Here is a 26,986-nt window from a genome sequence, read left to right as displayed (position 1 = left end):
CTTTATATTCTCATTCATTCATTTGTAGTTATACGGAGCCAGCACCTAAAATGGCAAAAGTAGTTGGAATTGACTTAGGAACAACGAACTCCTGCGTGGCAGTGATGGAAGGTGGTAAACCCACAGTAATTGCTAATGCTGAAGGTTTTCGGACAACACCATCAGTAGTCGCATTTGCGAAAAATGGCGACAACTTGGTTGGTCAAATCGCCAAGCGCCAAGCGGTGATGAACCCCGAAAATACGTTTTACTCAGTCAAACGCTTTATCGGTCGCCGCTACGATGAAGTAAGTAACGAAGCTACGGAAGTTTCTTACAAAGTCCTGAGCAGCAACGGCAATGTCAAATTAGATTGTCCGATAGCTGGTAAACCGTTTGCTCCTGAAGAAATTTCTGCAAAAGTTCTTCGCAAACTAGTTGAAGATGCCAGCAAATACCTGGGTGAAACTGTAACCCAAGCTGTAATCACTGTTCCTGCATACTTCAACGACTCTCAGCGGCAAGCGACAAAAGACGCTGGTAAAATTGCCGGGATTGAAGTTCTACGGATTATCAACGAGCCTACCGCTGCTTCTCTGGCATACGGATTTGACAAGAAGAGTAACGAAACCATTCTCGTATTTGACCTTGGTGGTGGTACCTTCGACGTATCCGTGCTGGAAGTAGGAGATGGAGTTTTTGAAGTACTAGCCACATCCGGTGATACCCACCTCGGTGGTGACGATTTCGATAAAAAAATAGTTGACTTCTTAGCAGAGAAGTTTAAGAAAGCCGAAGGTATTGACCTGCGGAAAGACAAACAAGCTTTACAACGTCTGACTGAAGCCGCAGAAAAAGCCAAAATTGAGCTTTCTAGCGTCACCCAAGCAGAAATTAACCTACCATTTATCACCGCTACCCAGGATGGGCCCAAGCACCTGGATACAACCCTGACTCGCGCTCAGTTTGAAGAACTTTGCTCTGACTTAATCGACCGTTGCCGTATTCCTGTGGAAAACGCCCTCCGGGATGCCAAGTTAACCAAGAGCGATATCGATGAAGTGGTGTTAGTTGGTGGTTCTACCCGTATTCCCGCAGTCCACCAGATTGTGAAACAGGTATTGGGTAAAGACCCTAACCAAAGCGTCAACCCTGATGAAGTCGTAGCAGTTGGTGCAGCCATTCAAGCCGGCGTACTGGCTGGTGATGTAACTGGCATCTTGCTGTTAGACGTGACACCGTTATCTTTGGGTGTGGAAACATTAGGCGGCGTGATGACCAAAATTATCCCCCGCAACACAACAATTCCCACCAAAAAATCCGAAGTTTTCTCCACCGCTGTGGATGGTCAAACCAACGTAGAAATTCACGTTCTGCAAGGTGAACGCGAATTCTCTAACGATAACAAGAGCTTGGGAACCTTCCGCCTCGATGGTATTCCTCCTGCACCACGCGGCGTCCCTCAAATTGAAGTGGTGTTCGATATTGACGCTAATGGTATCCTTAACGTCACCGCTAAGGACAAAGGCACTGGTAAAGAACAGTCCATCAGCATAACTGGCGCTTCCACCCTGGATAAAAATGACGTTGACCGGATGGTGAGAGAAGCTGAACAGAACGCTTCATCTGACAAAGAGCGGCGTGAGAAGATTGAACGCAAGAACCAAGCCGATTCTTTGGCATACCAAGCTGAAAAGCAGTTACAAGAATTGGGCGATAAAGTTCCCGATGCTGACAAGACCAAAGTCGAAGGTTTAGTGAAAGAACTGCGGGAAGCAGTTGCTAAAGAAGACGATGAGCAAATCAAGAAGCTGACTCCAGAATTGCAACAAGCGCTATTCGCTGTTGGTAGCAACATCTATCAACAAGCTGGTGGTGGTGCTGCACCTGGTGCTGAACCTCAAGATAGCGGTTCTACATCTAGTTCTGGTAGCGGTGATGATGTGATTGACGCTGATTTTACAGAGAGCAAATAATTCCCCCACTTCTGTTGGGAAGATTATCTTGTTCCACCTCATATTACCCACTCAGACAAATCCCTGAGTGGGGATTTTTTTAAGGAGTTAGGAGAGATGCGATTAATCGTGTCTGTACAAGAATTAGGAGTTATTGATATTCTCTGCTGAATTTGAGTCTGTGTTGGGTTTGATTGGTTCTAAGTTAGAAATCCCCGCCGAAAGTCCTTTTTCTGAAATGGGTTTAGGTCAGCCTTGGTTAACTGTGCGTTGTGAGCAGATGAGTCTGCGGATTGATGCCCCAAAAGTGATAGGTCAATCAATTTTGAATTTTAGATTTTAGATTAACCCATACCTAAAGGTAGTTGCTCTGTAATCAGCGTTAAATTTGACAGGAAGGCAATGTCTAATATTAAGCTGCTTTTAATCATATATTCAGGGCATAATCCGGAATGCGGCACTTTTATTTTGTAGCTATATCTATACCTAAAAAAGTAAACATAAGCTAGTCGCTTGAAACTATAAGGGATAGATTAGATAGTTGATCTCGTGCAATATTTAGCAATTTTTTAAATTTAATGTTTACTTAATTGGCAAGTTTGAGAAAACGACACAATTAATAAATTTGCCCTACTGTTAATCAACAGTAGGGTTTTTTATTGGAAATAACAAGATTTCTGAATTTTCTAATAAATTGATATCTAATCTCAAACTTGGGATAATTCTGAAAATATCCTAAGTTCCCAACATCTGCAAATTATGCAAAGTAGCGTAAAGGCCTTCCTGTTGCAGTAGTTGATCGTGACTTCCCTGTTCGATTAATTCGCCACGCTTGAGAACAAAAATCCGGTCTACATTCCGAATTGTAGACAGGCGGTGAGCGATAATAATGGCGGTACGTCTAAGCAAAAGCTGGTTTAATGCCTCTTGAACTAAAGCTTCTGTGCCAACATCTAAACTAGCAGTAGCCTCATCTAGTACCAAAATTTGGGGATTGCGAATGGCAGCCCGCGCGAAGGCTAAAAGTTGCTTTTGACCACTAGAAATATTTGTCCCCCGTTCTCGAAGTTGAGTATCATAGCCTTGCGGTAGTTCTTCTATAAACTGGGCAATGTTGGTTTCTTCTGCTGCTTGTTGAATCTGTTCAATAGTATAGCCATCTCCTAAAGAAATGTTGCTTTTAACATCGCCAGCAAACAAAAAGCCTTCTTGTAAAATTACTGCCATGTAGCGCCGCAGTTCTGCCTGTGGCACTTCCCGAATATCGACGCCATCAATGAGAATGCGTCCTTGGGTGGGTTCGTAGAGGCGGCACAAAAGCCGGATAATCGAAGTTTTACCCGCACCTGTAGGGCCGACTAATGCCACTCTTTCACCAGGATTAATGGTGAAATCTAAGTCTTTAATTACGTAATCATCATTTTTGTAAGCAAACCAGACGTGATCGAAGCGAATTTCTCCCAGTTCTGGGGGGGAAGTGAGGTCTGGGGATTCTAGATTTGCCAAGATTTCGTCTATGTAGCCAAATTTGGCATCAAATATTGAGAACCGGACATTGGCGCGATCGCGGATTTCTATCGGTTCATCTAATATATCGCCTACGCGCTCAATGGCAGTGAAACCAGCTTGAATTACTGTAAATTTTTCCGCAAAATCCCTTAAAGGGTCAAATAATCGCTGGGCATACAAGATAAATGCAGATAAAGTTCCAAAAGTCAAGCTTTCTCCCAAGAGTAACCAACCACCCATCAACAAAACACCTGCGATCGCAATCAGCCCAATCCATTCCAAGGTTGCTGAAATAAATGAATCATAAAAGATGGTTTGATCCATTTGCTGAGTGTAGCGGCTGTTTGTGGTACGAAACAATTCGGCATTAAATTTTTCCCTGCGGAACAACTGCACTACATTAATGCCAACCACATTTTCTTGTAACTGTGAATTCAATATAGAAAGTTCTTCCCGCCCTTTGTAATTGGCTTTGCGGTACTGTTGCTGAATGTAAACAATGACCCAGGTAACTGGTAATAACATCACTAGCAGCAAGCAGGTAAGTTGCCATTGGATGGAAAACATTAAACCCAAAATCACCAGCATGGAAAACAAATTGGATACAATGCCAATTGCCCCAGTCGAAAAGACATCGCCTAACACTTCCACATCGCTGGTGATTCTGGTGATTAATTTACCTACGGGCGTGCGGTCAAAAAACCGTACTGCTAGCGATGTGACGTGCTGGAATAAGTCTTGGCGAATTGCTGCGGTGATTTGTTGTCCTAGCTTCTGTACTATGTAACCTTGGTAGCCCGTCAAAATCAATCGGATTGCGATCGCAATTACCAATAATCCCTCTAGGATATTTAGCCCTTGAGATAAGGGGCGATTCCTAAGAAATTCGTAAGTGCTTGGTTCGTTGCGAATCAGAGAGATTACTTGGCCAATCAACAGCGGTTGTATGGCATTAGCTAGCGCGATCGGTACGAGTAAGCACATTGACAGCGCCAATAGCCGTCCACTACGACGGGCATAGGGCACTAAACGCAAAAACAACCGCCAGTCATTCTCACGCCGTCGGTCTTGGGTATAAGATTTTTTGAGAGATTGGTAGATGCTCATAGTAAGAGCATTATATTTAATGTTTGGAAAAAAACACGCTTGTTTAAAGTAGTGTTTGTCTTGCTACCCCGATACCATGCCTGAGATAGAAACCGCAAGACTGCTACTAAGACCCTATACTCCTCAAGATTTGGATGAACTTGCTCCCAAGAAGTCGCAGCATTCTTACTCAAGGCAGTATTCATTCCTCCATGCCTTCCTTGATCAAGCGTATAGCTGTGCGCTTTTACTGGATTATTTGTATTAATTGCTTCATATATATCTTTGTAAGTATGGAATAATACCATACTTCTCTGTTTACGTCTTATATCTAAAGATAGAAGATAAAGGTTAAAATTTGGGAAACCTAAGAGAGGTTCATTCCTAAAAGATGTCCTGCCTATTTATCGCAGAGTGCAACTGAGGTCAGATGACGCAACCTTTAAATCAAGTCAAAGAGTGGGAACAACGTCGTGATGAAGCAAACCGCTACTATCAGCGGGGGAAATTTCAAGAGTATCTCGACCTGGCTACCAAGAATTTACACTTGGCTAGAGCAATTCCAGACCGAGCCAGAGAAGGTTATACATTAAACGACCTTGGTTTAGCCCACCTCAGTTGCTGGCAACCTCAAAGAGCATTAGAGCGCTTTCATCAGGCGCTTTCGGTTGCTAATGAAATTGGCAACGCGCCAGCACAAGCAACTGCACTTAGCAATTTGGGTTCTACCTACAGCCGTCTTGGACGCTTTTCGCAAGCGTTGGAATATTTTGACAAATCACTACCAATCTTTAGACGATTGCAAGATTCTCAAGGAGAAATTTCTACTCTCAATGATGTAGCGCTAATCTATACGCGGTTGGGAGAACCGAAACGGGCGCTGTTGCTACAACATCAAATTTTGAGGATGCGGCGATTGTTAGGTGACTTTTCTGGTGAGGCAACAACCCTAAATGGCATTGGGTTTGCTTACAATGTCTTAGGCAAGTTTGAGCAAGCGCTAGAATTTTTTGAAGCAGCACTGCCAATTCAACGAGCTATCAAGAATTTGCTCGCAGAAGCAACCACCTTAAACAACATTGCTTCTATTTATCATGATTTAGGAAAACCCAAACAAGCGCTGTTGCTTTACTATCAAGTTCTTTTGACACGTCAGGCAATTAGCGATCGCGCAGGCGTTGCAACAACCCTCCACAACATTGGTTTTACCTACAGTTCCCTGGCCCAGCACCGGCAAGCCATGAAGTTCTACAAACAAGCCATAACAATTTATCAACAACTGGGTGATTCTCTAGGGGAAATTTCAACCTTGCTGAATATGGGAAGCCTTTACGCCACAACCAAACGCAAAAAGTTGGCGCGATCGTGCTACCAAAATGCCCAGGAGTTAGCAGAGCAAATCGAACATCAGCCACTCCTGGAAAAAGTACAGCAGTTCATAGATTCTCTATAGCTTTACAAGGGCGGTTTTTAATCGCCCTTTTAACTTCAAGTTAACCTGCGTATCCCCGCGTCCTAAAAAGTTTGTAACTTGGCATAACTCTAAGTAATAGGATAGAACCTAGCGCTCTCAACATAACAAAGAGATGAACGTTTCTATCCGATTACTCCAAGAGAATGAGTTAGCTGCTGCTGACCATATTTTTCGGCTGGCCTTTGGCACTTTGTTAGGACTACCTGAACCAACCGAGTTTTATGGGGATGCTGCTTACATCCACCATCGCTGGAAAACTGATCCGAATGCGGCATTTGCTGCTGAGGTAGACGGAAAATTAATCGGGTCTAACTTGGTGGTGAATTGGGGGAGCTTTGGCTATTTTGGGCCATTAAGCGTTCATCCTGACTTTTGGAACCAAGGAGTAGGTCAACGTCTGGTTGAAGCTGCCACAACTTGCTTTGACCAGTGGAATACTCCAATGACAGGACTGTTTACTTTTGCTCAAAGTCCTAAGCATCACGTACTATATCAAAAATTTGGCTTCCGTCTGCGTTTTCTCACTGCGATTTTGGCAAAGCAAGTACAGCAATTACAGCAATTACAGCCAATACCTCAAGGAACTAGATACTCACAGATGAGTGAGGATGAACGTATCCAAAGTCTGAAAGCAATTGATCAACTCACTAATTCTATTTATGAAGGACTAGATTTATCACGGGAAATTCTCACAGTTCAAGCTCAAGGACTGGGTGATACGGTGTTGTTATGGAATGATACAAGCTTGGCAGGATTTGCAGTTTGTCACTATGGGGCGGGTACTGAGGCAGGTAGTAATACTTGCTTTGTCCGATTTGGGGCAGTATATTCTGGCAACAATGCAGGGCAACGTTTCGAGCAGTTATTGGATTTGTGTGAAGCATTGACTGCGGCTCAAAAAATGTCACGTTTAATCGCTGGGGTGAATACGAGTCGAGACGAAGCTTACCGCAGGATGCTTGCTCGTGGTTTTCGTAGTGAAATCATCGGAGTTGCAATGCATAGACCTAATGAACCGGGATTCAATCGCCCAGATGTTTTTGCCCTGGATGATTGGCGATAGCCTAGGAGGCAGGAGGCAGGGGCAGAAGTGCAATTCCTCGCGCTGCCAATGCGAATACAGATATGCTAGGGGACTCCTTGCTGTTTGAGCTATTGACAAATAAATTCTATGAAAGCTTACGAAATTCAAAGCAACGCCGGGATTGATGCCCTTGCATTAGTCGATCGCACTGAACCAAAACTCGCAGCTGGACAAGTTCTCATTCAAGTTAAAGCAATATCCTTAAATTACCGCGATTTACTTGTGATTGAAGGAGCTTACGGTGCTGGACAAAAATATCCGTTAATTCCCGTATCTGACGGTGCAGGAGAAGTTGTGGCGGTGGGGGAAGGTGTGACACGGGTCAAAATAGGCGATCGCGTAGCGGGTACTTTCTTCCAAGACTGGATTTATGGCTCTTTAACCAAAGAGAAAATGAAATCTGATCTCGGAGGCGGTATCGATGGAATGCTAGCTGAGTATGTCGTATTACACCAAGATGGTTTGGTGATATTACCAGACTATTTATCCTACATTGAAGGTGCAACTTTGCCCTGTGCAGCAGTTACAGCTTGGCATGGACTAGTGACAAAAGGCAATATTCGCGCGGGTGATAGTATTTTATTACTCGGTACTGGAGGAGTTTCAATTTTTGCTCTCCAGTTTGCCAAGATACATGGTGCTAGAGCGATTATTACTTCCAGCAGTGATGAAAAATTGGCGCGAGCGAAACAGCTTGGTGCTGATGAGACAATCAACTACAAAACAACACCAGATTGGGAAAAGCAAGTTTACCAATTGACTAATCGCACAGGTGTAGATCATGTAGTTGAGGTAGGCGGTGCAGGTACTCTGCCAAAATCGCTACAAGCAGTCCGCATTGGAGGACGTATTAGCTTGATTGGCCTATTGTCAGGCAGAGGAAGTGAGATTGACCCCATGCCAATACTTTTTAAGAGTTTAACCGTTCAGGGAATTTATGTTGGCAGCCGAGAAATGTTTGAGGCGATGAATCAGGTGATGCAACAGCATCAAATCAAACCGATTATTGATCGAGTTTTCCCCTTCACTGAAGCACGAGAGGCTTATCATTACCTCAAAAGTGCAGCTCACTTCGGTAAAGTAGTGATCAGCCTAATTCATAACTAACTCGTTCCCAGTCATAAACTGAGAACGAGACAATCCCTAATCTCCAATGCTTAATCTTAAACCCGACCTCGGAGAAACTGCGCCATTTCGTTAGGAGTTGGCGACATTTCTAAAGCAGTTTCTTCAGTAATGCGACCATCTTGATAGAGATTGAGCAACGACTGATTCATCGTAATCATGCCGTCAAAACTAGCTTGTTTCATCAACTCGCCAATTTCATCATACTTACCATCTTTGATCCATTCTTTAATCGCCTCAGTATTGATCAGCACATCGTGGAAAGCAGCCCGCTTACCGTCAGTTGTGCGACACAAGCCTTGAGCAATTACTGCCACTAAAGACTCCGAAACTGCCACCCGCATTGCATCCTGTTCGTCACCAGAGTAGAGATTAAGAATCCGCTCAATGGTTTTGACAGCGCTATTAGTGTGCAGGGTTCCCATGACTAAGTGACCTGTCTGAGCGGCTTTTAGGGCGGTGTTAACTGTTTCTTTATCCCGCATTTCCCCCACCAGAATCAAATCTGGGTCTTCCCGCAAAGCTGCTTTCAAAGCGTTGTCAAATTTGCGGGTATGCATTCCCACTTCCCGCTGTTTGACTAAAGACTTGCGGCTTTGATGGACAAATTCTATCGGGTCTTCAATGGTGATGATATGCTTGGCCATCTCCTTATTGATGTAGTCAACCATCGCTGCCATTGTGGTAGATTTACCAGAACCAGTGGGTCCAGTCACCAAAATTAAACCTTTGTGGTGATGACAAATATCCCGAAAAACTGGCGGTAAATTCAACTGTTCCATAGTTAAAATTTTCAGTGGAATCAACCGCAACACCATTGCAGCCCCTTTGAGGGAGCCAAAAACATTAATCCGCACACGAGCAAAGTCGTATTGAGTTGCTCCGTCAAATTCTAAATGTTCTTCAAAGCGCTGAATTTCCCCCTCACTCATCACCTCCCGCAACCAATTCATAAAAGCTTCTTTATCTGTTTCTGGATAATCCGTTGATTGAATTTCTCCTCGGCTGCGGAAGCGGGGTACTTCACCTACACCCAAGTGCAAGTCAGAATATCCTTGATCGTAAGCTTCTCTGATTAACTTCGCTAAAGTGAGTTGTGGAACGCTGTTTTGAGGGCGGGCTGAAGTCGGTATTGGCGGTGGACTACCCGGACGATGACCTGCGACAGGAGGGTTGGTTGACATATCCAATGTTTGTGTCATCTGCCGCTGTGTACTAAAGGTTGGCGTTGGAGGTGGTGGCGGCGGCATTGGTGGCACGTTACGTCCGGCAGCAGAGCTAGAATTTAATGGAGACTGTGATTCTGTCATATATCTTCACATTTGGCAGTTAAAAAGTTGAATTAATGAGAAGTAAAGTCACTTGCTTCGATGACTTTTGGAGAATGCTTGTCTGTCAGCACTAGCGACGATGGGAGGCGATTGAAAGTCCAGAACGACGATCAATCCATTTTATCCACCTCAATTGGTATCTTTTTTTCCTGAGATTTCACTATTCAGAAGATTTGGATAAATTATTTAACCTATCTAAACTGGTTTAACACACGTAAGGACTCAAAACACCCTGACAAATATACATAGAAATTTACGTATAATTTAATACAATTAAATATAAAGTAAATATTCTAAGTCCTTAGATGAGAAATTTATCTCAGGTATGGATAGGAATTACCAGCAATTAACAGCACAAATACTAGCAGATCATTTATTCAGCCCATCTATGAATTATGAGAATCGCTACTAGTTTTTATAAGAAATGTTAAGTTGAATAGGAGTAATGTCCTGGGGATCAAGGCTAAAAGCTCATACCTTTTAGGTTATATGCCTTAAGGTAGATGCAGAAAAGAAGTTTTTTTAATAGATAGAAACTTGACTTTATATCCACAATTACAAAAAATTAACTGTAAACTTTAGTAAACGAATGCTCATTTTCCCGATTAGTTTTTATATACTGAATTTCACTGAAACAATTCAGTTTACTCGCGAAAAGTGAGATAAGACTGAAATTAAAATATGCTCTGTATTTTAGGAGGAAAAGTCATGGTTTCTGCTCAAAGCTCTAATCTAGGAAAGACCTACTCCTTGTTGATGATTAAAAGCTTTTTAATATGGACTTTTACATTAGCAGTATGCTTGTTGGTTGTGGGTTTTCCACTAGTTGTCTTGATGGCTACGGTCGGATGTCTGTTGTCGATTATCTTGCAATCTGTGATGCCTGTTAGTGCGGTTTTGCTTGTAGCAGGCGCTCTAATAATGTTTAATGTCATGGCAGTTGTATTGGCTGCGGGTGTGCTAACTGTTAAGGGAGTTCATCCTAGTGAAGTTAAATGGTTAAGCTGGCTGCATGGAGAGGCAGACCAAATGCAGACTACTGTTTACGCTGCTTGCCCTCTAACTTGTGAGATTAAGTAGTCATTACAGTTGAATTCGATAAACAGTGCGTCTGCCCGGTTAAGCCGGGTTTTTTCATGCTCTTTAGACATAATATTGAACTTGTGAGATTAAGTAGTCATTACAGTTGAATTCGATAAACAGTGCGTCTGCCCGGTTAAGCCGGGTTTTTTATCGAAACAGAATTCAGGAGTCAGAATTCAGTTGGGTATTTTGTGCGACTGGTGTATGAATCCAGGGGTTTAAAACCCCCACTAAATCTGTATATTTAGTGGTCAACAAGACAGTGGCGGGTTCTGAATCCCCCACTGATAGCGAGTCTTGTCTGCGACACGCTACGCGAACGAGCGTCGCGTCTTCATTCTGACTCCTGTTAGCGGATAGCTAAGGTTTAGCTCATTCTGACTTCTGAATTCTTCGTCAAATTTTGTGTGATTTATCCATTTATATTTATGGTTTATGTGATGATTGACCGCCAACTATTGACTATTGATCACAGACCATTGACTATAACCATTGGCAAATTACAGATGATTAATGACTAATGACTAATCAAAAACGCGTTTGCATTATCTTAGGTACTCGCCCGGAAGCGATTAAACTAGCTCCAGTCATTCAAGTTTTCCAGAAATATTCAGGTTTTGAGTTGCAAGTAATTCTAACTGGACAGCATCGGGAGATGGTTGAGCAAGTTATGCAACTGTTTAATATCAAGTCAGATTATAACTTGGAAATTATGCAGGTTCAGCAATCTTTAAATGATATTACCTGCCGCAGTTTACAAGGGTTAGAAGCGTTATTCAAGGTGGAAAAGCCAGATTTAGTAATCGTGCAGGGAGACACTACCACGGCTTTTGCCGCAGCTTTGGCAGCTTTTTATCAAAAAATTCCTGTTGGCCATGTAGAAGCAGGATTAAGAACTGATGATATATTCAATCCTTATCCAGAAGAAGCTAATCGGCGGTTGATTTCTCAAATTACTCAGTTGCATTTTGCGCCGACTCCTTGGGCTGTGGAAAATTTGCATCGTTCTGGTGTTTTGGGTGAAATTCACATGACGGGTAACACGGTAATTGATGCGTTGTTAAGTGTCGCTGCAACTCAAGTAGTTTGCAATGTCCCAGGCTTAGATTGGGAATCATATCGAGTTCTGTTAGCAACAGTTCATCGTCGGGAGAATTGGGGAGAACCCCTACAAGCGATCGCTCAGAGCTTTTTACAAATTTTAGACAAGTTTCCTGATACAGCTTTGCTGCTACCATTGCACCGCAATCCGACTGTGCGAGTCCCGTTGCAGGAGCTTTTAGGGAATCATCCCCGAATTTTCTTGACAGAACCTCTAGATTATGGCGAATTGGTGGGAGCAATTGGGCGATCGCATCTTTTGCTTACTGACTCTGGTGGCTTGCAAGAAGAAGCCCCCAGTTTGGGAAAACCAGTACTGGTTTTGAGAGATACCACTGAAAGACCAGAGGCGGTTGCAGCCGGTACAGCCAAACTTGTAGGCACTAAGAGTGAGGACATTTTTGCAGCTACTGCGGAGTTACTCAGCAATCCAGATGCTTATGAAGCAATGGCAAATGCAATCAATCCTTTTGGGGATGGTCATGCAGCAGAGCGAATTTTGCAGATTGTGCAAAATTATTTGGGTATTTCATCAGAAACATCAACTTAGAAACTTAGATTAAACAAAATGCAAAATTTCTGTTTTTCAGGGTGCATAAAATCGGCTTTTATATTGGTTTTTCATTTTTACCAATAAAGGCAGTTCTTGCAGAGGGCAGTAGTTCGAGCAGAAAATCACCCTCTGCTTCCCCTACGGCGGTAAACTACGCTTTTAGAACAAGGGCTTAAGACCTATCGCAGGGTGGCTTCTGGCTAAATACCCAGAGCTGCTCGAGTTTCGGGGCCCACAACACCATCTACAAGTAGACCTTTACTTTGCTGAAAACTTCGGACTCGGCTCACAGTTTGTTGACCATAAATTCCATCAACTCTAAGATTACCTAAAGCTGTTTGAAGGTCTCTGACAAGCTGTCCTCTAGAACCAGGGGTAAGAATCACCGAACCGCCAACGCCACCAGGTCTAGTCACAGGAGGATTGCTAGGTCTATCACCAACCCATCGGGAAAAAACGTATCTACCCGTAGAAAGCCTAGCAAAACCGTTTTCATACCTTTCAATAGCTGGAAGTGTAGTGCCATTTGGGACACAATCTATATATGAGTAATTGGTGCTTGGGCCTGTACGGATACGTAAACAACTGCCGTTAGTTTTTACATAAGCAGCTGAACTCATTTGAATTTGAGTAACAGCAGCAAGTAATACACCAACACCAGCTAAGGCTAACCAAGCCGAAGATTTAAGCAGTTTTTTCCAATTTAATTTATATTTGCTGTTTCCCGATTCCTCTTTTTTAGTAATAACTATGTCAGAAGATTTAAGAGATTTTTCTCCATTGAATTGAGATTTAGGAGGATTATAATTGCTGTTTCCAAATGCCTCTTCTTGAGCAATAAACATGTGGGAATAAGCAAGATATTCCATAATATGCTCCTTTATATGCAAAAATGAGTACTCACAGAGAATAACCAAGTATTTCTCTGTATTTATTGCTAGTATATTTTATATCACTATCTTTCAACAGGTTTTTACTGGTAGCGAAATTAAGAAAAAATAAAATTAGTCAAAATATTCCTGAGAAAATGCGATGTCTACAACGGGCTACACCAAGGCACTGATTTAGGATAAAAATCACCAGGCATTTGGTATAATCCGTCGTAAACATCGCATTCTCAAATTAAATTTAATTTAAATTTAGTTAAAGCTTTCTTCTTTACTGGCTCCCTCCTTATGCATCCAAATATGTCAAGCGTATTGTTTGAGTCCAGTTAAATGAGCAACAGTAGAAGCTAAATCGTCTAAGTCTATCGGCTTGCATCGGTATATATCATAACCTGCTAATAGTGCACGTTTCTGGTCTTCGTCAAAAGCAGATGCCGTCATAGCAATAGCTGGAATTTTTCTCCCTCGCTTTGCTTCTAGATTTCTGACCTTCAAGAGCAGTGAGTAGCCGTTTTCATCTGGTAAATAAATGTCACTAATTAGAATGTCTGGTTTAAACAATGACACTATTGCTATAGCCTCGGCTGCTGAAGCAGCCGCAATAACCTGTGCTCCGTCTAATTCAAACAGAAAGGTAAGTAATGTTCTCGTATCAGGGTCGTCATCAACAACGAGCAATCGCAGACCTTTAAAAGGGATCGATTGATTAGACATTTTCTCACCGCCGTATAGAGCAAAGACTTAGAGTAGCAATTGCATCAAATGACACGTGTTTGTAAATGTCATTTGATGCATACTTTACTAAATCTTAATGGAACTAACTAGCAAGCGTCTGTCCGGTTTCGGACATAGCAAGTTACATTGATTCACTGGGATTCAGTGGCGATCGCGCCTTGGCTGATGATTCCCCAGCAACCGAGCAAATTCGTTTTGGATGACTCGATAACACTCACAGGAAGTTGCTTCCAAATCCTCTCGGTTCAGAATGTTAATTTGACCACGCTGGTAGCGAATCATTCCGGCTCGGCTCAGAGTACCAGCCGCTACTGTCACACCGGAACGCCGTACACCTAGCATCTGGGCGATAAATTCTTGCGTGAGCGGAAAATTCTCAGATTCCAAACGGTCAGAAACGGTGAGAAGCCAACGAGCCAGACGCTCCTCTAGGGTATGAAGACGGTTGCAAGCACATCCTTGTGTAAGTTCAGAGTATACAGCTCGTATATAGCGCAGCAACAGGTTTTGAATAGCTCCGCCCCGATTGAACTCGGTTTTCAGTACATCTGCATCCATCTGCATTCCAATGCCCGAAACTTGTACAAACGCTTTTGTGGTTGTTGTGTTGCCTCCTAAAATAATTGGGATACCCACCATGCCTTCATTACTCACTATCCCAACTTCCACCATCGATCCATCTTTCATACTTGTGACTATAGAAACCACTGCGTTTTGGGGAAAATAGACTTGCGTGATTGATTCTCCTGGTTCATAAATGACTTGTCGAGTGGGAAGCGAAACTAACTTCAGATGCGGAACAAGACGCTCATATTCACTGGCTGGCAAAGCCGCAAGTAACCTATTTACTTGCGGCTTAAGAGTGTTTTCACTCACTGAACATTAAAAAAATAAATTTGCTCAAAACACTTTAAATCAAGTTACTTTTGCGAGTCTGTCCGGTTTCGCACACATAACTCAAAAAAAATTTTTGGCTCGGTTACTGGGCATTTTGCCCAGTAACCGAGTAAATTCCTTTTGTATAACCTGATAACATTCACAGGAAGTTGCTTCCAAATCCTCTCGGTTCAGGATACTAATATGACCACGTTGGTAGCTGATCATTCCGGCTCGGCTGAGGGTGCTAGCCGCTACTGTCACACCAGAACGACGTACACCTAACATCTGAGAGATAAATTCTTGCGTGAGTGGAAAATCTTCTGATTCCAGACGGTCAGAAACGGTGAGAAGCCAGCGTGCCAATCGTTCTTCCAGTGTATGGAGACGGTTGCATGCAGCTCCTTGCGCCAGTTCAGAGTATATAGCTTGTACGTATCGCAGCAGCAGCGTTTGAATCGCTCCACCCCGATTGAACTCGGCTCTCAGTACATCTGCATTTATCTGCATAGCAGCACCCGGAATCTGCACAAATGCTGTCGTGGTTGTGGTGTTGTCTCCTAAAATTACCGGGATACCCACCATGCCTTCATTGCTCACTATCCCAACTTCTGCCGTTGAGCCATCTTCCATAGTGGTGACTATAGAAACCACTGACTTATCAGGAAAATAGACCTGTGCGATCGGTTCGGCTGCTTGGTAAAGGATTTGCTGAACTGAGAGCGTAACTAGCTTTAGATGGGGGACAAGACGTTCATAATCACTGGCTGGCAGAGCTGCGAGCAGCTTATTTGGTGGTTGCTGAAAGAGGTTTTTATTTAATGACATTAGAAGTCACTCTCCTTAAGGTAGGTGACTCTAGAAAAATCAACTTAGGGCATAAGGCAAGAATTTAAGAATCTGATCCTAATGTCAAAAGGTGTATTCTCTAAAGGAACACGGAGACAATCTAAAAAAGCTTAAATGGACACACTTGTTTAAGTTTATATGGTTTCGTACATAGAAGCTTAAAAAAACTTATTTTTGTGGTTTATTGGGCTTATTAGCCAATAAACGAGCAAATTCATTTTCTATAATCTGATAACATTCGCAGGAGGTTTTTTCTAAACCCTCGCGATTCAGGATGTTAATTTGACCACGGTGGTAGGTGATCATTCCGGCTTCGCTCAAAATGTTAGCTGCTTCGGTAACACCAGCGCGACGTACACCCAACATCTGTGAGATAAATTCTTGGGTGAGCGGAAATTCTTCTGATTCCAGACGGTCAGAAACTGTCAGCAACCATCGAGCCAACCGCCTCTCTAGTTTATGAAGACGGTTGCAGGCAGATCCTTGTGCTATTTGAGTGTATACACCTTGCACGTAGCGCAGCAGCAGGCTTTGAAGGCCTGTAGCTCGATTGAACTCGCTCCGGAGTATATCTGCATTCATCTGCATGGCACTGTCTGGAATCTGCACAATTGCCGTTGTGGTTGTGATATGGTCTCCCAAAATTACCGGGATACCCACCATACCTTCATTGCTCACTAAACCAGCTTCCACTGTCGAACCATCTTCCATAGTCGTGACTATAGAAACCACTGCTTTATTAGGAAAATAAACCTGTGTGAGCGGTTCGCCTGCTTCGTAAAGTACTTGCCGATTTGAGAGCGAAACCAGCTTCAGGTGTGGAATAAGACGCTCATAGTCAGCGGGTAGCAGAACTGCTAGCAGATTGTTTACCGGTTGCTCAAGGGCATTTTTGTTGAATGACATTAGGATTATCCTGAATGTAGCCGTTTTTAGAAAAGGTAACTCCAGGCATAAGGAGAAAAATCAAGAGTCTAATCCTAATGTCAAAAGGTGTATTTCCTAAAAAAAAGTTGTAATAAAAATTTGGTATTTTTATACTTATTATCTATAATCTAACATAACAACATTAGCTATTTATAGGAGTGAAAAATATAAATTTTTTCCAATAAATTAGACAGGTTTCTAAAGGATCTATATCAAAACTGTGACAAAAATAATACAAGTTAGCATAGAAAAGTATTAAGTACATACCAGAGCGGATAACTATTTTGGTATTGCTAAATTTTGACTTTATAAAGTTAATAGAAAGTATAAAAAATCAGCAGTTTCCCTCAAACTAAGTAACCCCAACAATCAAATTTGCTAAATTTTACTGTAATTACAGTTGCGATCGCATAATTAAATAAAATTATAATTACTTGCTTACTCTTCAGTATTTAGGAATTTTTGGTATCTAATTTTAAACAAAACGGAGAAAACTGATTTTTGACTCCTGCCTCTGATTCTAGCGACAGCACCGCAATCGAGAGCAAGCATTTCTTGTCTCTAACCTAGAAACAGGATTTACGCAATTTTTAATGGGTTTCCAATTTTCTAGCTGATCCTGGTTGCGGTTATAGCTAAGGTAAAGATAAAGAGAGAATTTTTTACTTTTAGCTCCTTAGCCTCTGTGAATAACTTGACGACAAATAAACTATCTACACCCCAGTTGTTTAAAGGCATTGCGCTATTTACACCTGGAGGAGATTTAATTTACTGCATCGACCCTAGCAAACAAGGCCGATGGCACTTGCATTTGTGCTCGGCTTTGCAGGAAATCCTAGATTTACCAGAGCCGCCGCATTTTTTAGTGCCTTGTTATACTGCGACTATTGACAATTGGTTTGATCCACGTACTCAACAAGTGCGAACTTTTGCTGAAGCTTATCCGGCTGTAATTAGACATCAAGCTTTGCTGAATGCCATTTTTGGCACTGGAGAGTTAGTATGGCAACCAGCTCCTTGGCAGGATGGATTGTGCGATCGCATGGTATTAACAACTTATCGTTCCTCGTTTTCGCAGCTTTGGGAGGATCACGATTTAATTGTCCGTCTAGACCTTTCTGAACCTGTGCCAAAATACCACCAGCCAGTTATAGTACAAAAAAAAGAAGCAATTACACAAGGCTATGTTCTCCGCTTGTTTGTTGCTGGACACAGCAGCACTACTGAACGCATCCTTCAAAATTTACACGAATTGTTAGAGCGATCGCTCGGACATCCTTATACTCTGAAGGTGATTGATGTTTTAAGTCATCCAGAACAAGCAGAACTCAATCAGGTTTCTGCAACTCCTACCCTTGTCAAGGTTTGGCCTCACCCAATTCGGCGAATCGTTGGAGAGTTGGATCATGTAGAAAAGATTTTACAGATGTTAGCTGCTAAGGAAAATTTTTAAATAATCAGGCTAGTTTTTTGCCAAGTGCGCGAATGGGTAGGTGTTGGGGAAGGGGTGACTACAAAAATGGCTAGATTGCCGTATATCAAAGGCTTTGAGGCTTTCAGCATCTTGAAACCATCCGCGCACCTTATGTAGACTGAATTTCAGCTATTTACAGTTAGCACAATTGCCACTCCTTATGTTATGATTTTTCCATTCGCGCTATTGAACCTTGAAAACCAAATAACACACGGCTTTCAGACGCCAGCCATTGCAATCAACTAAAATCCCTATTAGGGATTGAAACCGCATTGGTCAAGGTCGTAAGGTACTTAGAGAATTGCAATCAACTAAAATCCCTATTAGGGATTGAAACAAACCAGAGATTGGGGGCTTATTCTGTGGTCATTGCAATCAACTAAAATCCCTATTAGGGATTGAAACCCCTAAACTGGCTAAGGTTGCTAATAGTATCATTATTGCAATCAACTAAAATCCCTATTAGGGATTGAAACTGATTTAACATTAGCAACTGAGATAGTTAACCGATCTACATTGCAATCAACTAAAATCCCTATTAGGGATTGAAACTCGGAGCCTTTAACCGTGGCATCTCCGACCACATTGCAATCAACTAAAATCCCTATTAGGGATTGAAACTGGTCTGACTGTGGCAGAAAATAAAGATAAAAACCATTGCAATCAACTAAAATCCCTATTAGGGATTGAAACACAAGTTTATGAGTGATTCAACCAAAGGGGGAAGAGGCAAATTGCAATCAACTAAAATCCCTATTAGGGATTGAAACTCAAGCAAAATCCCTTTGGGATCGTAATCTACTTTCAATTGCAATCAACTAAAATCCCTATTAGGGATTGAAACGCAGGATTTCGGAAGCCCGGCAACTTTTAACCTCATTGCAATCAACTAAAATCCCTATTAGGGATTGAAACTCGTTAACTAGCTGGCTGACGAGTTTCCCAGAGATTATTGCAATCAACTAAAATCCCTATTAGGGATTGAAACGTAACTGCCATCACCACCAAAGTTAGCAGTTGCCCATTGCAATCAACTAAAATCCCTATTAGGGATTGAAACAACGATAGTTGTCATCTGCATCCACCACCTCTATGTCCTATTGCAATCAACTAAAATCCCTATTAGGGATTGAAACTTCTAGATTTGCGCCATAGAAATCAACCTTGCTCAAATTGCAATCAACTAAAATCCCTATTAGGGATTGAAACAGTTGCAACCATGACAGAGGATGCGTGGGGTGCGATATTGCAATCAACTAAAATCCCTATTAGGGATTGAAACAATGGTCGTTGCACTTTATCCGATAACTAAACTTTATTGCAATCAACTAAAATCCCTATTAGGGATTGAAACAGTTTTGCGATCGCAGCATTTTCAATCTGTTCATACAATTGCAATCAACTAAAATCCCTATTAGGGATTGAAACAGTTGTAAATAATGATTTTCATCATGACCTTGTTTCATTGCAATCAACTAAAATCCCTATTAGGGATTGAAACAATTAGGAAGATTGGTTTACCTGCCAAATCTAAATATTGCAATAAACTAAAATCCCTATTAGGGATTGAAACACATCTGAAAATAGGTTTAGCTGATTGGGTTCCAAGGTATTGCAATCAACCAAAATTCCTATTAGGGATTGAAATTTAAGTATGTTGACATCCACCCCGCCGTAAACGGTCGGGGATTCCTAAGACTCACGACTTAGGTTTCTGTTTCTTTCCCTTACGGGTATTTTGCAACTGCCCTTCAGCCTTAAGGCTGTTAGGTCTTATGTTCGCTCCACAGACTGAAACTGCGAGTCCCGCAGCCAAAATGTTTTTAGCAGCATTAACATCTCTATCGTGATGTGTACTGCATTTCGGGCAATCCCAATCTCTGATATTTAAAGGCAGTTTATCAACAATGTACCCGCAGTTCCCACAGCGTTTTGAACTAGGAAACCATCGGTCAATCTTGACGAAGTTACGACCATACCAATCGCACTTATATTCAAGCTGTCTGACCAATTCGCCCCAACTAGCATCACTAATCGAGAGAGCGAGTTTTTTGTTTTTGATCATATTCTTCACAGCCAAATCCTCAACAGCAATCGTTTGGTTTTCACGCACCAATCGAGTTGTCAGCTTGTGAAGAAAATCATTCCGCGCATCGCTAATTTTTGTGTGAACTTTAGCTATTTTAACCCTTGCTTTATGGCGATTGTTAGACCCTTTCTGTTTACGACTCAAAGCTTTTTGCGCTTTACGCAATTTTGCTTTTTTTGCCCTAAAGTTTTTGGGATTAGCAATCTTCTCACCTGTACTTAAGGCAACCAAACTGGTGACACCCAAATCAATGCCTATAGAGTTAGAAGATTCAGACAATCTTTCAATCTCTATATCTACTAGCATCGAAACAGTCCAGCGCCCAGAGGGTGAAAGTTTTACTGAGATAGTAGATGGCTCAACACCTTGCGGCAACTGTCTACTCCAACGAATAGCCAAAGCTTGTGGACTTTTAGCAAGGAATAATTGCCCATCTCTAAATTTAAAAGCTGCCTTGGTAAATTCAGCATTACCGCCGTTATGCTTTTTCTTAAAGTTAGGGTATTTAGCCCGTCCTGCAAAAAAGTTACTAAAGGCTGTTTGCAGATGTCGCAAACCTTGTTGCAATGGCACACTACTAACGTCATTAAGAAATTGCAATTCGTCTTGTTTTTTCCAATTAGTCAGCATTGCTGATGTTTCAATATACCCAACCCTTTCTTGTCGTTCATACCACCCCTGCGTCCTTGCAGCGAGAGCGCGGTTATAGACTAAACGAGTACATCCCATCGTTTGCCGAAGCAAGGTTTCCTGCTCAGGTGTTGGATAGAATCGGTATTTGAAAGCTTTTTGTGTCATTCTTACATTATACCAAATATTCTGTAAGAAAATTAATTAATTAAAGCCGCCCTAAAACGGCGGGGTTTTAAACCCATTTTTCTGATAAAAATTTGGCTTCTTGATTACTTTGTATCAAAAAGTACAGACATTAAGCTGTATGAGGTCATTCCACATCCAGCTTGAGGGCTGTGATATTATGGGAGACTGCTACATACATTTAGAAAAACTAGAAACTGAATCGATCATGGCCCTGACGCAACTGCGGAAACAAGAAATAATTTCCAATTACCAAGTTCACGAAACCGACACTGGCTCGGCCGATGTCCAAGTTGCCATGCTCACTGAGCGGATTAACCGCCTCAGCGAACATCTCCAGGCAAATAAAAAAGACCATTCTTCCCGGCGGGGACTATTAAAGCTAATTGGTCAGCGCAAGCGTCTTCTAGCTTATATATCGCAGGAAAGCCGTGAAAAATATCAAGCTTTGATTGCTCGCCTTGGTATTCGTGGATAGGACTACCGCTTATGTCTGCTGAAGAATCTGAACGCAGTCGCTTGCCCTTTGAACCAAATAAAAAGCGCCAAAAACCCGCAAAAACTCAAAGTAAACCAGCAGCACAGCCACAAGAATCCGTCAAACAGGCTGAGAGAAAGGTGCCTTACACCAAACAAGAGATGGCAATTCCCCAAGTAGTCAGCGAACGCATGATCAGACGCGTAGCTGGATTCTGTGGTGTACCAACAGCTTTGGGCATTAGCGCCTTGGTTGTTAGCTATCTGCTTGCTATCTACTCCGACATCCGACTACCTCCCATCGCCGTGCTACTGGTGAACATGGGATTATTTGGTTTGGGGGTCTTAGGGATAACTTATGGCGTTCTCTCTGCCTCTTGGGATGAAGAAAAAGATGGAAGTTTGCTGGGTTTGGGTGAGTTCAACACCAATTGGGGACGAATGGTGGCAGCTTGGCGCGAAACTCGGCAAAAAAACTCATGATAAACGGCGCTCAGGTATTACATAACTGCGGTATTGGGTAAATAAAGAAGTGAATGTTGAAGTTGAAATTTTATAACTTCAACATTGCTAATTAAATTTTATATAATACTTTTTATACCCTACATGCAGTTATTTAGTAGTAAAACTACTGACTGAGCGCTATGTTTTGTCTATTTATTTTGTAAATAAGTTTTATTTTTAACTACTCGTAATTAGGCTGATAAGCAACAATAAAGTTAGCCCATTTACAGAAAATTTTACTCAATTAATCAGGAACTTTCACATGATTATAGTAATGAAAAGTGGTTCCCCAGAGGCGGAAATAAACCGCATTGATGAGGAACTAACTAGCTGGGGACTAACTCCAGAAAAAATTGTTGGTCAACACAAAGTAGTTATTGGTCTAGTAGGTGAAACCGCCAACTTAGATCCATTACAAGTTCAGGAAGTTAGCCCCTGGATTGAGCAGGTATTAAGGGTAGAGCAGCCTTACAAACGAGCCAGCCGCCAATATCGCCACGGCGAAGCTTCAGAAGTGGTGGTTAATACTCCCAATGGAGCGGTGGTATTTGGTGAACACCACCCTTTAATAGTCGTTGCTGGCCCTTGTTCGGTAGAAAATGAAGAAATGATTGTGGAAACAGCACGGCGCGTCAAGACGGCTGGAGCGAAGTTCTTGCGCGGCGGGGCATACAAACCCCGGACTTCACCTTACGCCTTCCAAGGACACGGCGAGAGTGCTTTGGATTTGTTAGCGAAGGCGCGGGAAGTGAGCGGACTAGGTATTATTACAGAAGTAATGGATGCCGCTGACCTGGATAGAATAGCAGAAGTTGCTGACGTAATCCAGGTGGGGGCAAGGAATATGCAGAATTTTTCCTTGCTCAAAAAAGTGGGAGCGCAGCCGAAACCAGTTCTATTGAAGCGAGGAATGGCGGCTACTATTGAAGATTGGTTAATGGCAGCCGAGTATATTTTGGCATCTGGTAATCCCAATGTGATTTTGTGTGAAAGGGGAATACGCACCTTTGACCGCCAGTATACGCGAAATACGCTGGATATATCAGTAGTACCAGTGTTGCGAAAACTAACTCACCTACCAATTATGATTGACCCCAGTCATGGCGTGGGTTGGTCTGAGTTTGTGCCCTCAATGGCAATGGCTGCGATCGCAGCTGGCACAGATTCCCTGATGATAGAAGTTCACCCCAATCCTGCCAAAGCTTTATCCGACGGGCCCCAATCTCTCACACCAGACCGTTTCGACAACTTGATGCAAGAATTAGCAGTGATTGGTAAGGCGGTGGGACGCTGGCAACAACCAGCAGTTGCTTTGGCTTAAAATTCAGTTGCAACTTCCTGCTAATTCCCACTCCCCCTCACCTCCCTCGTTACCTGACACTGACAGGTAACAAGGGAGGTGAGGCTCCGCCTCTAGTTTTGTGTAGACAGGAAGCGGAGCCTCCCTAACTTTATTCCCAGTCTCAGACTAGACTAATCAACGTGTCGCGAACAAAACTTGGTTGAGGTCTGAATCCCTTTCCAAGTTTTCCCAGTCCCTAATCCCCAGTCCCCAGTCCCCAGTCCCTTTTCAATGACAGTTAGCTACGAACTTTAGTAAGAATTTTTTGGGAATAAAACGAAGCCGATTCTTGATTATTGGCACAATCTTGGGCAAACTTAATCAGATGATGTCCGACAAGTCCAACGTGAATCAAGTTTTCAATATTACCTGCTTTGAGTGCTGGCTTGGCCATTTTCCAGAAAGTCTGACGATAGTTACTAAATATACCTATCCGCAGCAAAATATTAGCTAAATAAGTTAAACCTTTGCGAATATTAGCCCCAGAAGTTCGAGACGGGCTGTTAGGAACTGCGATGCGGTTTGGATAGGTGTGTTCCATATTGTAGGCAAACCGCTGATATAAAAATTCTGGCTCATAAGCAGTTGTGATGCAGCGCCGCCACATCTCAACAACTTGCTCGTAAGGCATTAAAAACTCCACATTTGATTCACGGCTTTCATCAAAGACAAGTCGTCCTTCTGCTTCTAATCTCCGCCATAAAGGAGTTCTTGGCAAAGCATGAAGTAGGTTAATTGTCAACATTGGAATTTGGGATGCCCGAATAAATTCGATAATTCGGTCTGCTGTTTCTGGTGTATCTGTATCTAACCCGATGATGATTCCTGATACTACTTCCATGCCATAGCTATTTAAAACCTGAATTGCTTTTAAGATTGGCATACTCAGATTTTGGTCTTTGGAAATAGCATGGAGGGCATTTGGTTCTGGTGTTTCGATACCGCAAAAGATTGTGCAGAAATAAGCTTCGCGCATCATTTCCAGCAGCTTTGGACTTTGAGCTAGGTTGAGCGTTGCTTCACAGGCAAACTGGATGGGATAACCATTGCGCTTTTGCCAGTCAATCAAATGAGGAAGTAACCTCATAGCGGCGCGGCGATCGCCAACAAAGTTATCATCGACAAAATATACTGCCCCCAAATTGCCAGATTGTCGCATTGCATCTAACTCCGCGACTACTTGCTCTGGTGTTTTCATCCGGGGACTGTTGCCATAGAGTTCGGGAATATCACAAAACTCGCAGCGATAAGGGCAACCACTAGAAAACTGGACATTTGCCAAAAAATAATCATTGATATTCAGCAAATGATAAGCTGGGGTGGGAAACTCTGTTAAGGGTAAACGTTCCTTGGTTTCAAAGCGAATTTGTTGTTGGGGACGTTGAGAATTTTGGTCTAGATATTCGATCATGCGATCGCTTGCATCTCCCAATTCACCCAAATGTAAAATATCAAATTCAGGATAATATTCTGGACACCCAGATACCGAAGGGCCACCCACAACTGTAATTTTCCCGGCTCGATGGGCAAGTTCGTTAATTTGATTAATCTGTGGTTTCTGGATATGCATTCCACTCACAATCACCACATTACACCATTGATAATCAGCCCGCGTTGCTGATTTGACATTCTCATCAATAAACCGTACTTCCCATTCTTGAGGTAAGTAGGCAGCCACAATTAAAATACCTTGGGGTGGCATAAAAGCCCGGACATTGCCCATGAGTGGGTAGGCGTGATGAAAAGTACCAAAGGAGCGGCTGTATTTCGGAAAAATACACAGAATTCGTCGATGGTGCGAAGGAACGTAGCGGGTTCTTTGAGTGATTGGAGCGGTTTTGGAATCGGCCGCGACATGAATTTGGTTCTCTAAAGACTTTAGATTCACAGTCATTGCAAATTTCACCCTGGAAAACAGAGCAGCTAATTTGACAATTTATTGACATAATCAGCTGTAATGCAAACTAGCTTACCGTGATCTTTCAGAGGTTTTTAACTGTAAAATATAAAATTTCCCATAGAAGGGCGAACTGAGTTTGTTGGCAAGCCAATATCATGAATTTGATTTATTTTCTTTTGCGTTCTTCGTGGGGGATGGTAGCGATCGCGATCGCTACTGGATTCTTGAGTGGCGGTAGTAGTGCTGGTTTGATTGCCTTAATTAGCCGTGCTGCTAGTAGCAGTTCCCCTTCCCGCCTCACATCGATAATTTGGGGTTTTGCGGGGCTGGCAATCGTTGCACTAATTACCAGTATTATTTCTCAAGTGATGCTGATTCGTCTTTCTCAGAGTGCAGTTTTGCAATTACGGATGCGTTTGAGTCGCCAGATTCTCGCTTCCGAGTTGAGTCACCTAGAACGCTTGGGGAATCCTCGATTATTGGCAACTCTCACAGAAGATATTCAGGCGGTTGCCAATGCTGTTTATCAGATGCCTTTCATCTTTATTAATTTAGCGATCGTCTTGGGTTGTATCGCGTATATAACTTGGCTCTCTTGGGTAGTATTGTTAATGGTTTGTGGGATTTCAGTAGTTGCGATCGCTAGTTGTCAGTGGCTACTCAACAGAGGAGGAAAATTGCTGGCCCTAGCTCGTGAAGATGAAGATCAGCTATTTAAACATTTTCGCACCATTACCGAAGGAGTCAAGGAACTCAAGCTGAATTATAGGCGGCGTCAAGACTTTTTAGAAGAAAAACTCAAATCAACTGCTACCGAGTTCCGTCATCACAACGTTAATGGTCTAACTCTTTTTGCTATGACTTCAAGCTGGGGGCAACTCATATTCTTTTTTGCCCTCGGTTTTGTATTGTTTGCGCTGCCGAATCTGCTTACCATCAATGCCGAAACTCTCTCTGGTTACATTTTGACCTTCACTTACTTGGTGTTACCAATGGATAACATCATCAGCAAACTTCCCCTATTAAGTAAAGCCAGCATTGCCTTTCAAAAAATCGAGTCACTGGGTTTATCTCTAGCTAGTCGAACTGAAATATCCACTGTTCCACCTGCTCTGAAATCTGACTGGCATCGCTTAAAATTTAAAAGTGTTACACACACTTACTACACAGATCAAGAAGATAATAGCTTTATCTTTGGCCCCATCAATCTAACACTATATCCTCAAGAATTGGTCTTCATTGTCGGTGGTAATGGTAGTGGTAAATCTACCCTAGCTAAACTAATTACTGGACTTTACATCCCTGAAAACGGCGAGATTATCTTCGATGAGGAGCTAATTAGCGAACAGAACCGAGAATGGTATCGCCAGCATTTTTCTGTGGTATTTTCCGACTTTTATTTATTTGAAGAACTTTTAGGATTAAAAAATTCTCACTTGGATGCTCAAGCGACAAAATATTTACAACAACTGCAACTAGACCATAAGGTGAAAGTTGAAAATGGACAACTTTCTACCACAGCACTTTCTCAAGGACAACGGAAACGACTAGCTTTACTCACAGCTTACTTGGAAGATCGACCAATTTATCTATTTGATGAATGGGCAGCCGATCAAGATCCAGTATTCAAGGAGATATTCTACACTCAACTTTTGCCAGAACTGCGATCGCGGGGTAAAACAGTGTTGGTGATTAGCCATGACGATCACTATTTTCATTTAGCAGACCGAATTATCAAACTTGACTATGGAAAAATAGAGTACGACAAAACTTAATCTGTCAAAATAATTCATAATTGTTAAAGGAATATTTGGAGTTTTACTAAATAAA

General features: G+C 42.3%; 22 protein-coding genes and 1 CRISPR repeat array. Of the genes, 12 read left to right on the top strand and 10 right to left on the bottom strand.

Features of this window, described 5'->3' with window-relative positions; genetic code table 11:
* Positions 1-50: 50 nt before the first annotated feature.
* Positions 51-1,955: a molecular chaperone DnaK gene (gene dnaK / locus ACWATR_RS15960; protein WP_335043889.1), complete on the top strand. Its 1,905-nt coding sequence runs from the start codon at positions 51-53 to the stop codon at positions 1,953-1,955.
* A gap of 133 nt (positions 1,956-2,088) precedes the next feature.
* Entirely contained in the window at positions 2,089-2,277 is a 189-nt protein-coding gene (locus ACWATR_RS15955; protein WP_460334171.1) for a hypothetical protein, read from the top strand.
* A gap of 392 nt (positions 2,278-2,669) precedes the next feature.
* Here the strand turns inward: ACWATR_RS15955 and ACWATR_RS15950 are convergent, their stop codons facing one another.
* Both ACWATR_RS15950 and ACWATR_RS15945 read right to left on the bottom strand, forming a co-directional pair.
* Positions 2,670-4,550, bottom strand: coding sequence for an ABC transporter ATP-binding protein (locus ACWATR_RS15950; protein ID WP_460334167.1), 1,881 nt, complete (start codon positions 4,548-4,550; stop codon positions 2,670-2,672).
* The gene (locus ACWATR_RS15945) at positions 4,547-4,837 is read right to left on the bottom strand and encodes a hypothetical protein (protein ID WP_460334164.1); all 291 of its coding nucleotides are present in this window, start codon (positions 4,835-4,837) and stop codon (positions 4,547-4,549) included. The genes ACWATR_RS15950 and ACWATR_RS15945 overlap by 4 nt, the downstream gene beginning before the upstream one ends.
* 122 nt (positions 4,838-4,959) lie before the next feature.
* Here ACWATR_RS15945 and ACWATR_RS15940 point away from each other — a divergent pair, with 122 nt between their 5' ends.
* From ACWATR_RS15940 to ACWATR_RS15930, 3 genes are all read left to right on the top strand, one after another.
* On the top strand, positions 4,960-5,982 hold the full coding sequence (locus ACWATR_RS15940; protein ID WP_460334161.1) for a tetratricopeptide repeat protein: 1,023 nt from the start codon (positions 4,960-4,962) through the stop codon (positions 5,980-5,982).
* Between the two features lie 133 nt (positions 5,983-6,115).
* Positions 6,116-7,066 (top strand): GNAT family N-acetyltransferase, encoded by a 951-nt coding sequence (locus tag ACWATR_RS15935; RefSeq protein WP_460334158.1) that lies wholly within the window; start codon positions 6,116-6,118, stop codon positions 7,064-7,066.
* Between the two features lie 108 nt (positions 7,067-7,174).
* Complete coding sequence (locus ACWATR_RS15930) at positions 7,175-8,194, top strand: zinc-dependent alcohol dehydrogenase family protein (RefSeq protein ID WP_460334155.1); 1,020 nt, start codon at positions 7,175-7,177, stop codon at positions 8,192-8,194.
* Between the two features lie 56 nt (positions 8,195-8,250).
* Here ACWATR_RS15930 and ACWATR_RS15925 read toward each other — a convergent pair whose 3' ends face one another.
* Positions 8,251-9,522: a type IV pilus twitching motility protein PilT gene (locus ACWATR_RS15925; RefSeq protein ID WP_460334152.1), complete on the bottom strand. Its 1,272-nt coding sequence runs from the start codon at positions 9,520-9,522 to the stop codon at positions 8,251-8,253.
* Positions 9,523-10,251: 729 nt separating this feature from the next.
* Between ACWATR_RS15925 and ACWATR_RS15920 the strand changes: the two genes are divergently transcribed.
* On the top strand, positions 10,252-10,623 hold the full coding sequence (locus ACWATR_RS15920; RefSeq protein ID WP_181927651.1) for a hypothetical protein: 372 nt from the start codon (positions 10,252-10,254) through the stop codon (positions 10,621-10,623).
* 523 nt (positions 10,624-11,146) lie between these two features.
* Entirely contained in the window at positions 11,147-12,277 is a 1,131-nt protein-coding gene (wecB, locus tag ACWATR_RS15915) for a non-hydrolyzing UDP-N-acetylglucosamine 2-epimerase (protein WP_460334149.1), read from the top strand.
* A 203-nt stretch (positions 12,278-12,480) separates the two neighbouring features.
* Here wecB and ACWATR_RS15910 read toward each other — a convergent pair whose 3' ends face one another.
* From ACWATR_RS15910 to ACWATR_RS15890, 5 genes are all read right to left on the bottom strand, one after another.
* On the bottom strand, positions 12,481-13,149 hold the full coding sequence (locus ACWATR_RS15910) for a peptidoglycan-binding protein (protein WP_460334146.1): 669 nt from the start codon (positions 13,147-13,149) through the stop codon (positions 12,481-12,483).
* A gap of 321 nt (positions 13,150-13,470) precedes the next feature.
* Entirely contained in the window at positions 13,471-13,881 is a 411-nt protein-coding gene (locus ACWATR_RS15905) for a response regulator (protein ID WP_460334143.1), read from the bottom strand.
* 162 nt (positions 13,882-14,043) lie between these two features.
* Positions 14,044-14,778, bottom strand: coding sequence for a Crp/Fnr family transcriptional regulator (locus ACWATR_RS15900; RefSeq protein ID WP_460334140.1), 735 nt, complete (start codon positions 14,776-14,778; stop codon positions 14,044-14,046).
* A gap of 81 nt (positions 14,779-14,859) precedes the next feature.
* Entirely contained in the window at positions 14,860-15,606 is a 747-nt protein-coding gene (locus tag ACWATR_RS15895) for a Crp/Fnr family transcriptional regulator (protein WP_460334137.1), read from the bottom strand.
* Positions 15,607-15,795: 189 nt separating this feature from the next.
* The gene (locus tag ACWATR_RS15890) at positions 15,796-16,533 is read right to left on the bottom strand and encodes a Crp/Fnr family transcriptional regulator (protein WP_460334134.1); all 738 of its coding nucleotides are present in this window, start codon (positions 16,531-16,533) and stop codon (positions 15,796-15,798) included.
* A gap of 706 nt (positions 16,534-17,239) precedes the next feature.
* Between ACWATR_RS15890 and ACWATR_RS15885 the strand changes: the two genes are divergently transcribed.
* Positions 17,240-18,007, top strand: a complete 768-nt coding sequence (locus tag ACWATR_RS15885) for a circadian clock KaiB family protein (RefSeq protein WP_460334131.1) — start codon at positions 17,240-17,242, stop codon at positions 18,005-18,007.
* Positions 18,008-18,259: 252 nt separating this feature from the next.
* A CRISPR array of direct repeats spans positions 18,260-19,676; the repeat unit is 37 nt; unit sequence ATTGCAATCAACTAAAATCCCTATTAGGGATTGAAAC.
* A 51-nt stretch (positions 19,677-19,727) separates the two neighbouring features.
* On the opposite strand, the gene ACWATR_RS15880 is transcribed toward ACWATR_RS15885, so the two are convergent.
* The gene (locus ACWATR_RS15880) at positions 19,728-20,915 is read right to left on the bottom strand and encodes an RNA-guided endonuclease InsQ/TnpB family protein (RefSeq protein WP_460334128.1); all 1,188 of its coding nucleotides are present in this window, start codon (positions 20,913-20,915) and stop codon (positions 19,728-19,730) included.
* 226 nt (positions 20,916-21,141) lie between these two features.
* Between ACWATR_RS15880 and rpsO the strand changes: the two genes are divergently transcribed.
* The 3 genes from rpsO (at position 21,142) to aroF (ending at position 23,235) form a co-directional block, all read left to right on the top strand.
* Positions 21,142-21,411 (top strand): 30S ribosomal protein S15, encoded by a 270-nt coding sequence (rpsO, locus tag ACWATR_RS15875; protein ID WP_041565894.1) that lies wholly within the window; start codon positions 21,142-21,144, stop codon positions 21,409-21,411.
* 11 nt (positions 21,412-21,422) lie between these two features.
* Positions 21,423-21,893 (top strand): photosystem II biosynthesis protein, encoded by a 471-nt coding sequence (locus ACWATR_RS15870; RefSeq protein WP_460334125.1) that lies wholly within the window; start codon positions 21,423-21,425, stop codon positions 21,891-21,893.
* Between the two features lie 283 nt (positions 21,894-22,176).
* Positions 22,177-23,235, top strand: coding sequence for a 3-deoxy-7-phosphoheptulonate synthase (gene aroF / locus ACWATR_RS15865; RefSeq protein ID WP_460334122.1), 1,059 nt, complete (start codon positions 22,177-22,179; stop codon positions 23,233-23,235).
* A 259-nt stretch (positions 23,236-23,494) separates the two neighbouring features.
* Here the strand turns inward: aroF and ACWATR_RS15860 are convergent, their stop codons facing one another.
* Positions 23,495-25,150, bottom strand: a complete 1,656-nt coding sequence (locus ACWATR_RS15860) for a B12-binding domain-containing radical SAM protein (protein WP_460334119.1) — start codon at positions 25,148-25,150, stop codon at positions 23,495-23,497.
* Positions 25,151-25,311: 161 nt separating this feature from the next.
* Between ACWATR_RS15860 and ACWATR_RS15855 the strand changes: the two genes are divergently transcribed.
* Positions 25,312-26,931 (top strand): cyclic peptide export ABC transporter, encoded by a 1,620-nt coding sequence (locus tag ACWATR_RS15855; protein WP_460334115.1) that lies wholly within the window; start codon positions 25,312-25,314, stop codon positions 26,929-26,931.
* Positions 26,932-26,986 lie beyond the last annotated feature (55 nt).

This window comes from Nostoc sp. UIC 10890, from assembly GCF_054786515.1.
This window is presented reverse-complemented; position numbering and strand designations above follow the sequence as displayed.